The organism is Pedobacter sp. HMWF019, from assembly GCF_003061025.1.
Classification (GTDB): Bacteria; Bacteroidota; Bacteroidia; order Sphingobacteriales; family Sphingobacteriaceae; genus Pedobacter.
On the sequence record NZ_QAIL01000255.1, the window covers coordinates 1 to 10,446 of the forward strand.

Annotated in this window: 7 protein-coding genes; 3 read left to right on the forward strand and 4 right to left on the reverse strand. The window is 39.1% G+C overall.

Features of this window, described 5'->3' with window-relative positions; genetic code table 11:
* Nucleotides 1–30 precede the first annotated feature (30 nt).
* Nucleotides 31–3,198, reverse strand: a complete 3,168-nt coding sequence (locus DBR11_RS14690) for a TonB-dependent receptor (protein ID WP_108553411.1) — start codon at nt 3,196–3,198, stop codon at nt 31–33.
* 209 nt (nt 3,199–3,407) lie between these two features.
* Here DBR11_RS14690 and DBR11_RS14695 point away from each other — a divergent pair, with 209 nt between their 5' ends.
* The 3 genes from DBR11_RS14695 to DBR11_RS14705 all read left to right on the forward strand — a co-directional run bounded on the left by DBR11_RS14695 (nt 3,408) and on the right by DBR11_RS14705 (nt 6,767).
* Entirely contained in the window at nt 3,408–4,268 is an 861-nt protein-coding gene (locus DBR11_RS14695) for an AraC family transcriptional regulator (RefSeq protein ID WP_108553417.1), read from the forward strand.
* Nucleotides 4,269–4,371: 103 nt separating this feature from the next.
* On the forward strand, nt 4,372–4,923 hold the full coding sequence (locus tag DBR11_RS14700; protein WP_108553412.1) for a fasciclin domain-containing protein: 552 nt from the start codon (nt 4,372–4,374) through the stop codon (nt 4,921–4,923).
* A 122-nt stretch (nt 4,924–5,045) separates the two neighbouring features.
* Nucleotides 5,046–6,767 carry an amidohydrolase gene (locus tag DBR11_RS14705; RefSeq protein ID WP_108553413.1) on the forward strand — a complete coding sequence of 574 codons (1,722 nt, stop codon included), beginning with the start codon at nt 5,046–5,048 and terminating at the stop codon, nt 6,765–6,767.
* An 11-nt stretch (nt 6,768–6,778) separates the two neighbouring features.
* Here the strand turns inward: DBR11_RS14705 and DBR11_RS14710 are convergent, their stop codons facing one another.
* The 3 genes from DBR11_RS14710 to DBR11_RS14720 are packed head-to-tail and all read right to left on the reverse strand — an operon-like array spanning nt 6,779 to nt 10,417.
* A complete protein-coding gene (locus DBR11_RS14710) occupies nt 6,779–7,969 on the reverse strand; it encodes a winged helix-turn-helix domain-containing protein (protein ID WP_108553414.1) in 1,191 nt (396 codons plus the stop codon).
* Nucleotides 7,970–7,999: 30 nt separating this feature from the next.
* Nucleotides 8,000–8,455, reverse strand: coding sequence for a hypothetical protein (locus tag DBR11_RS14715; RefSeq protein WP_108553415.1), 456 nt, complete (start codon nt 8,453–8,455; stop codon nt 8,000–8,002).
* A gap of 15 nt (nt 8,456–8,470) precedes the next feature.
* Nucleotides 8,471–10,417 carry a right-handed parallel beta-helix repeat-containing protein gene (locus tag DBR11_RS14720; protein WP_108553416.1) on the reverse strand — a complete coding sequence of 649 codons (1,947 nt, stop codon included), beginning with the start codon at nt 10,415–10,417 and terminating at the stop codon, nt 8,471–8,473.
* Nucleotides 10,418–10,446: the final 29 nt, after the last annotated feature.

Here is a 10,446-nt window from a genome sequence, read left to right on the forward strand (position 1 = left end):
CTGTTAAGGAGTAATGTGTAATCGAAGATGTTATAGGCTAACTCTTAGCCCAACATTATATACTTTTTGTATCGGGTAACCTAAACCATTTCCTCCCATTTCAACATCCCAAAGTTTGAAACTACTAAGGGTAAAAATGTTAAGCGCACTTAGATAAATCCTAGCATTTGAAAGGCGAAGTTTTTTTGCAAACCGGGTTGAAATATTGTACCCAAGATCTACCTGTTTAAGACGAAGAAAGTCGCCACTTCTAAGCCACCAAGTAGAAGGCTGGGCATTATTGTTAATTACCTCACTGCTGAGTCTGGGCCAAAATGCATAGCTGTTCCTATTGTCTTCTGACCAGTGATCCTGAGCAATAATATTCAATAAACCAGACTGGCTGCCACCAACTGTTACAAATGGGGAAATCCCTTGAACATTACCATTGTCTCGTCCCGATCCAGGATTGATTAGGAAAGATGACCTGGCAGATCCCTGGAAAAAGAAACTGAAATCAAATTGCTTAAAGCCAAATGATCCACCGAAACCATAAATGATTTCAGGAGTACTGGGTAAACCGATCGGGACAACATCTAAATTACTGATAATGCCATCTCCGTTTACGTCTCTGTATTTAATATCTCCGCCTTTGTATTGTCCAAAGTTTTGAGCAGGTGAATTTCTTACTTCTGTATCATCGGTAAACAAACGTTCTGCAATCAGTCCGTAAAGTTGCTGGGTAGGCAAGCCGACTTTTGAAAGATAACTTAAATTTGAAGGATAATTAGGCTCCTCATTGAAGAGTACTTTATTTGTTGCATAGGTCAATGTTGAGCGGATCTGGATCCAGAAGTCCTTGTTAAAATTCTTATTATAATTTAGTGCAAAATCAACACCTTCACTTTGAGCTTTTCCAATATTGGCCTGGGCCGCTGCCTGCAATCCAAAAGTGTTTGGAATATTACTTCTTATCAGTAAAATACTACTTCTAATCTGCTTGTAAGCGTCAATGGTAACATTAATATCCTTTAACAAAGTTAAATCCATACCTAAATTGGTTTGCTTAGACTTTTCCCAGGAAATCTCACTATTACCATATCGGGAAGTAGAAATTCCAGGTCTGGTATATCCGTAATTCTCACCAAATGTATACCCGTTATTCGCATTGTTCAGGTTGACTTCGGATAGGTAGAAGAAACGGTCCGCATCACTACCAATTGCATCATTTCCAACCATTCCAAAAGTTCCCCGGAATTTTAAACTGGTTATGACTTTAGTTAATGGTTCAAAAAACTTTTCGTTCGACACCACCCATCCTCCACCAATCGAAGGAAAAAACCCATACCTTTTTCCCGCAGAGAAACGTTCTGATCCATTGTAACCAAAATTGAATTCAAGTAAATATCTATTGTCAAACCCATAGGTAGCACGACCGCTGAGACTTATATTTCTCTTTGGTAAAGAAAGCTGTAACGTAGTGGCATTGCCGGTTAACTGAGACCTTATAGTACTGATCAACTGACCACCTATGGAATGTTTTTCATTAAACAGGCGCAAATAATTTAATGCAGCTTCTCCATAGACTACGGTACTGACAAGATTGTCTCCACGTTCATAGGTAAGATACTCTGTTGGAGCCGAACCTATCTGACCAACGCCGGGTGTATTGCTGTTTAGTAAAAACAGATCCGTTTGCCCATCTCTTGTGAAGCTGGAATAATAGAAAGGACTATATCTTCGAACAACATTAAAACTTGCGTCTCGGGTGGTAAATGCCATAGCTCTTGCCGTAAGTCCTTTTGTTAAATCATTGAGGTCTTGTGTGATGGTTATTTGTGGCGTCAATACAGATCGGTCGCTCTGCTGGTACCCGGAAACTGATTGGGCAAATGGATTATTGTATAGGGTAAGACCTGCATTACTCACAAATGCATTACCAAACAAAGGATGTTGTGCGTAAGGGAGATAACTTTGTGGATAAATGGCAGGAAATGCAACAGGGTTACTGGTAGATGCAGCCGTAAAAATACTGGCTCCTCCACCAACAGGCGCATTGCTTCCATCAAATAATCCACGGACACTGATCAGGGCCTCAGTTGATTTGGTTAATTTTATCGTTATATTAGATAGAAGAGAATAGGTTCTAAGTTTAACATTACTATTAAAGTTATTCATCTTAGTAACGTTAAGAAGACCGTTATTTTCATCATAAGTCAATCCGACATAAAATCTAGCCTTTTCGCTTCCCCCACTTAGATCTAAATTCGTGGAAATATTATTTGTATAGTCCTTTATTAAAAGTTTAATCCAATTATTATTGGGATATAGGATGGGGTCTTTACCCGCAATAGTATTATCAATTTTATTCGGGCTATAAGGAATAGCACCTAAAGGATCCCGTGTTGAAACAGCTTCATTTGCCAGTCTCATATAAGTAATATTGTCGGCAAGCTGATAATTTTTCGTATTGGTAGACAATCTGTTTTCTACTCTCACATTTAATTTGGTTTCTCCACTGACCCCGGTTTTGGTTTTAACAAGAATAACTCCGTTGGCACCCCTTGCACCATACAAGGCTGCAGCTGAAGCATCTTTTAAGAGGGAAAAGTTTTCAATATTGTCTGGCTGAAGTCTGGCCAGGTCTGTAGGATTACTTTCAATCCCATCTATATAAATGAGTGGATCCTGTTTTCCTGCTCCAAAGGTACCCACTCCACGAATAAAGAAATTGGCATTGTCCTGTCCTGGTTCTCCACTTCGCTGATAAGCGATAATACCCGGCATCCGACCGGCCAGAGTAGTAGTCAGGTTACTTGTAGGTCCCTTAAGCTCTTTAGCACTAATAGAAGTTACAGAACCTACAAGTGTTGTTTTCTTTTGACTTCCAAATGCAACTACCACCACTTCATCCATAGTGTTTTCCTCTGGTTGCATGTATACTTGCAAAACAAGTGAATCTCTTAATGTAACTTCCTTCGTTTTATAGCCAACAAAACTAAATCGCAGTTTAGCATTTGACGGATTTATCACTTCAATTGAGAAATGACCGTTCTGATCGGTTGTACTGGACCTGCTCTGCCCTACAACTCCAATGCTAACACTCGACAATAATTCCTGACTGTTATTTCTAACGGTTCCCGTGATGATTTTTTTCGTCTGAGAAATCGCCGGCAATGAAAAAAAAGAAAGGATAAAAAATAGTACTGTTTTCCTCATATGGTTTGGTTTGGTTTAATGATTAACAGGCATTCTTTGCAGTCTGAAATCTTTCAAAAGATCACCTGTTTAACTAGTACTAAATGTAGGATGGGAAGCCAGCGACTTTCTAAAAGTTAAAGTGCAAAATCTTAAAGTATTTTATCCAAATGAGGCTATACATAGGTGAAATATCTACATTGGTTCAACTTACGACGACCATATTCCAAATGAAATCAGAATTAATTGATGTAAACCCTATGGGCATCAAAGCTTTTAAAATAAAACATTTGAAAACCAATCGGCTGATCGCATCCTTTCACTTTCATGAACTTTGTGAACTAGTCTGGATAGAGAAAAGCCATGGAAAACGTATTGTGGGCGACCATATTGGTAATTTTGAAGATAATGACCTTGTATTAATGGGACCTGACCTACCTCATATTTGGCAAAGTCATAATATTTTATCCTCTGAAGACAACGAGGTAGCTAAATCAACTGTAATTTATTTTCCCTCAGATTTTATTCTGGGATTAACCGATGACCAAAACATACTAAATTTAATAGAAGACCTAATAAAAAAGGCCGGAAGGGGGCTAAAATTTTATGGAAAGACAAACCAGGAAGTCACATTAATACTAAAGAAATTACCTCAACAAAAAGGAATTGATAAAATAATATCCTTTCTCCGGGTAATTGACATTCTATCATCTTCCCATGAATATGAATATTTGGCAACTATTGGCTTTAAAAACCCTTATAATGAAAAAGACACCAATAGAATCAACAAGGTATACCAGTTTTTAATGAAGAATTTTAAACGGGATATAAACTTAAAAGAAGTTGCAGAACTTTGTAACATGACTACGAATTCATTTTGTAGATTTTTTAAGGATCGCTCTCAGAAATCATTGACTCAATTTATCAATGAGATACGGATTGGCCATGCTTGTAAACTTTTACAAAATCCAGAATATTCGATTGCTGAGGTTTGCTATTCAAGTGGGTATAATAATCTAACCAACTTTAACAAGTTCTTTAAGCAAATTACGGGTATGAGCCCCTCGCATTACCGCATGCATCTAAAGTAGCTGAGGAAAAGCCTATTAAGTCCTGTCCAAAAAAATACTTACAAGATAAAAAACCAAGCCTATTATCTTTTGCGTACATGCATCCAAACGAAAAGATCTGATTATGAAAAAAATTATTTTATCTGTTGCAGCCTTAATAGTTATGGCATTGTCAACACAAGTTTACGCTCAGAAAAATCCAATGGTAGGTGGCGCAGCGATGTACCCAACTAAAGATATCATTGACAATGCTGTAAATTCAAAAGACCATACCACACTGGTTGCAGCTGTTAAAGCAGCCGGCCTGGTAGAAACCCTTAAAGGGGCTGGTCCATTTACAGTTTTTGCACCAACCAATGAAGCTTTCGACAAATTGCCAGACGGAACTGTGGCAACACTTCTAAAACCAGAAAACAAAGATATGCTGACCAAAATCTTAACATACCATGTTGTAGCTGGAAAGTTGGATTCCAAAATGATTGCTAAAGCAATCAAAGAAGGAAACGGCAAAGCAGAATTAACCACTGTTGAGGGTGGTAAATTGTGGGCCTGGATGGAAGGAAAAAAATTAATGTTGAAAGATGAGAAAGGTGGAACGAGCATGGTTACCATAGCAGATGTTTACCAGAAAAACGGGGTAATCCATGTAGTAGATACCGTATTAATGCCAAATTAATTCCGACAGCTAACCGGCCAGAACGACCGCCATCACTTCCTGGTGAGGCGGTTTTTTATTTAAACAAATGAGGGAAATAAAACGTTTACATATATTATACTGATATATAAAACATTAGCGCCATGAAAATTCGCTCCTCTCTCCTGCTGCTTGCCACAATCGCCTTATTCAGCTGCAAAAACAAAGCAACCAAAGATAATGCTGACGCTATTTATTTTGGTGGCACCATCATCACAATGGAGGACTCCAGCCCTGCTGTTGAAGCCATTGCCGTAAAAGACGGTAAAATCCTTTTCACTGGAAAAAAATCGGATGTTGATGCCTATGCTAATGACCAAACAAAACTATACGATCTCAAAGGCAAAACCTTACTGCCAGGTTTTATAGATGCTCATGGTCATTTGACCTCCAGAGCAGGAATGATGCAGGCAGTAGACCTTTCCCCTTCTCCTTACGGTACGGTAAACTCTATCGAGGGTTTACAAACCACCCTAAGAAAATACATACAGGAGCATAAAATACCTGCCGGGCTTCCTATTATAGGCAATGGCTATGATGACGCCATCATGGTAGAACACAGGCACCCCACACGAGACGAACTGGATGCCATCAGCACGACCAATCCAATTATTGCTATTCATGCGTCAGGCCATGCCAGTGTAGCCAATACAGCTATGTTAAAATTTGTAGGCATTACTGAAACCGCGAAAGATCCTGAAGGAGGCCACTATGGCCGTGATAGAACAACAAAAAGACTAAATGGAAAATTAGAAGAGAATGCCAGTTTCGCCGCTTTACTTACGCTGACTAAAAAAATGACAAAGGATACCGACCCTTCCCAATCCATGAAAAATCTGATGAAAGCACAGGATGAATGGTTAAGTTATGGTCAAACCACCATTTGTGATGGGAGGACAATGGGAGAAAGTGTTTCGCTGTTAAAGGAAGCTGCTGCAAAACACTTATTCAAAGCAGATGTTGTTTATTTTCCAGATTACGAACAGTTCAAAAAACAGCTGGATCAATTTAAACCAGAATACATGAAATACACCAACCGGCTTAAACTGGGTGGTTTTAAATTTTCTGATGATGGTTCTCCTCAGGGTAAAACAGCATGGCTTACCCAGCCGTATGTCGTTCCTCCTGAAGGCCAGGGACCAGATTATAAAGGTTTTCCAATATTTACAGACTCCGTATTATATAATGACCTGAAAACCTTATTTGAAAACCACATCACTGCTCAGCTTCATGTGAATGGAGATGCCGCAATTGATCAGGCCATCAGAGTCATCAAACGCTTAAAAGACGAGGGAATTTACAAAGCCGAATTGCGGGCTACGCTCATTCATGTTCAAAACAGTCGTCCAGATCATATTCAAAAAATTAAAGATCTCGGCGTCATACCTTCTTATTTTTCCACCCATGTTTACCTATGGGGAGACTGGCATTATTCCAGTGTTTTTGGTCCGCAAAGGGCAGCTTTCATCAGCCCCGCAAATGCAGCATTAAAGGCCGGCATCATTTTCACCATGCACCATGATTCACCCGTCACCCCACCGGATTTATTAACAGCAGTCTATTCAGCTGTAAACAGAAAAACACGGTCAGGAAGAATACTCGGCCCCGATCAAAGGATCAAACCCCTGGATGCCCTGAAGGCAATAACAATTAATGCTGCATACCAATATCATGAAGAAGACCGTAAAGGCTCGCTTAAAACAGGTAAGCTTGCAGATCTGGTTGTTTTGGACAAAGATCCTCTAACAATTAACCCTGAAAAGATAAAGGACATTAAGGTACTGGAAACAATTAAGGAAGGAAAGTCTGTCTATAAAAGACAATAAGGCTGTTCTGATTATGAAAAACTTTTGCTGATGGCTTCCAGATAAATATCATTATTTGATCGCTTGAAGACAATGTTCTGGCACCGGTTGAATTGAACAAATTCTTTTAAGGCTTGAGTAAACTTTTCAATAATGACTGACTGGAGATCAAGTGGTTCAAAATGAATGTTATGAACAATCAGGACATTTTGTTTGCGGTCAGCTTTGGCATCCATCCTTGCAATAAAGGTTTCTCCAGCGAGTACAGGTAGTGAAAAATAACCGTACAAACGTTTAGGCGCGGGCACAAAACATTCGATCTGGTAATCAAAATTGAAAAAGTCCTTTAATCGGTGACGGAAGACGTTAAGGATATCAAAGGGTGATAGAATAAAGACTTCGTTGGATAACTCAATATCAATTTCCTGATCAGGGAGCATATAGAACGGACCTTTCAAGCCGTCAACTGCTACCTTCTTTATTTCGCCAATCTGAACCATTTTTTCCAGTTCCTTTTTTATTAGGTTGCCTTTCACACGACGGGCACGCCAGGCCATTTCCTTAACAGAGGTAATACCGAGTGCCCCTAAGGTACGGAGAATGACAAAACGGGCATATTCCTCCTCTGTGGGAATACTTACATCTGTTTCCTGAGGCACTAAATTGAGTGGCAGGTCATAAACCTTCTGGAAGGCTTTGGTACGACTGATCATCAGGTCTCCATTGAGGTAAAGCCTTTCGAGCGCAACCTTAGCAGGTCGCCAGTCCCACCAGCCTGAGCTCGCTTCCTGGCGGTCGTTCTCAAAATCGCCAACCATGAGCGGCCCTTCTCTTTCCACCCTATCCAAAATCTGCTTCATTAAATTGACATCCGGTTTGGCAAGCGGCTTGCCTTGTGTTTTAAAAGCCTCTTTTACAGGCAATGAAAAGCGAAAATCGCCCATAGGGAGGTAACCTGCATCGGAAGTGAAATATTCATAAATCCGGCCGTCTTCACAAAGATCAGCCAGCCATTCCGTTTGATAATCCGGTACACGTGCTGCCATAACATGGTGATGAGCACGCTCCACAACGTAATTCGTGTCTAGCTGCACGAAACCCAAATGGTCAATCACCCGGTAAACAGCCTCAATTCCCGTCCCGAACTGTGCCTTTTGGGCAAGTCCGGCAGCGGCAAGAATGATCTTACGTGCTTGTGGTTTGGTAAGGGCAATAAACTCCATTAGATGTAATAATTATTTGGAATGCATTTTTTAAAGGGAGGCCTCCCATGAATAAGACAAGTTATTTGTTCCAATAGCAGTTGTTCCTACGGTAATAACAATTTGTGTAGCATTTTCTGTCCAACTGATTACTTTAGCACTTATCGCATCGGCTGATTTGGCGATTACTGAAGTGAAAGTAGGTATAGCTGACAATCCATGAGGAATTGTAATAGTTGATTGTCCAGCCCCAGAAGTAATAAATACCCCTCTTTTACTATTTCCAGAAATCCATGTTGATCCATTCCACCACACCGCACACCCTAGTGTTGTATCAAAATACTGGAACCCTATAGTAGTAACAACAGGTCTATTTATAGTGGGTCCAGAATTTCTTTTATCAGCATCTTTTGATAAAATACCAACGGGTAACCACACACCTGGAGTTCCACTGGTAATACAAACCCATCCATAAGTTGTACCTGTTGAAAGCGCAGAGTTTATCATTAACGTGCCTTTAATTCAGTTCCCAGTAGCGGGAGAAGAAGCACCCCACAATATTTTAGCGCCGGGTGCAATACTTGAAACACTTTCAATATAATCAACCGGAGAACTTCCCAAAGAATACCAATTTGTTGTTAATGGTATACTTCGGGCTGACAAAAAGATTGGATTTACAAAGAAATCCTTATACTCAAAAACATTAGTTGAAATAACCTGAAACTGCACCCCCGAAGAAATTAAATCAGTAGACCACCTATTTGAAATAGATCTTCTTGCATTCTGTATGGTAATAATCGGCAAATTACCAGTCCCTGAATGCTCCAATGCTGAAATAGATATTTTGTTATTAATAAATTCCAAATTACTGTTAGTGGAATATATTCTGTAAATCTGTGTAGTGTGCGCTGCGGTACCAAGCAGATTTATCTCACATCCATCAACTTTAACAAATGGAATACTTCCTGATGCAAATAATATCTGCTCCGCCTGATAATGAGAATTTATTGTACAATTAATAATTTCTGTTTTCGAAGCCCTCGTACTTAATGAATACGCTGGAAATATTCCTACATCTTCGAACAAACAATTGGTAAATCTAACCAATGCAGCAGCTGGCAATACTTGTGGATTAAATCTATTTGTATTTTTAAACGTACATCCAATAATATTGATGGGATACGATACACTTAGTTCATTAGAAGTAACAAATTCAAATCCTTTATTGTCCTGAAATAATGATCCAATAAATACAATATCTCCAGTATTTTCCGATACAGCTGGAATTTTTGTATCCGGTTCTATATCTACCCCACCTTGAGGCGAATGTCCTCCATAAAGACCTGTATTTCCGGTATCTCTAAACTCACAATTGATAAAGACACCTTGTCTCAACTGAATAATGGACATAGCTTGTCTAGCATTGTTTGTAAACCTGCAATTCATTGCAGATATATTTCTGCAAATCTCCAGTCCTTTTGACCTTATTATAAGCCCATCCGCACAAAAATGATGTACATGTATATTCTTGAGATTTAGATTTTTACACGCATCCAGCATGATACCATGAGAAACTCCTTCCGCGGTCGCTACTTTCGTTATTGTTTCTGCACCCCCATCAATCTCAAGATCAGAAATAGTAACATTATTACATTCTGATATTACAATACCTACACAATTTGAATATGAATAAGTAAAACTTCCAGCCGAATAATCAGCTGTCCTAGTCCATCCCCCCTTCATCTTTATCAAAGAGCCCCCCCCTTCAATTATTAATTCAGTAATTCCAGATATAGTTAAATTGGTAATCCCATTCGGATTTGGTCCTGATACTTTGTAATGATCTATATAATAAATACCCGTTGGAAATAACATCGTTCCGCGACCAATATTATTGAGTGCCGAGCATGCGGCTTGGACTGCGTAATAGTCATCGTGCACCCCATCGCCCTTCGCACCAAACCACCTTACATTTATTTTAGAATATATTCTCTTATAATAGTCAGTACCTCTTTGAAAAAATATAACTTTATCAACTATTGGAATACTTCCATCTGTTATTTTGATAAGATTTACGGATTCACCCGTATTAGCATCAGTTATACCATATATAAAATCGTTTATTGCTTGCGCTAATGTAATGTCAGAAGTTGTCAATATGTTTTTATTAGCTTTGAGATCAAGCAAATCTTCAATTTCTTCCTTGGTAAAATAATCAGATAGATCTATATCGGTCTTAAATATTGTTGCAACGTTAACCTGTCCCTCTAACCAGTACAGATCTAGCATTTTTACCCCTTTTCTCACTAGGAAAAATTGACCTTCGTATCTGCCTGAAATTGGCTGTAAATCATAAAACTCTTGCAAATTATTGTAAGGTCGCCAGACTCCATTTTCGAAAATCCCACTTTTGTTGTCTGTTGGCTTTGCGACATTCGCTTGTATATTGTCATCAAATATCAGTGCCATAATAATACTTTAATACGTTAACCCTATTG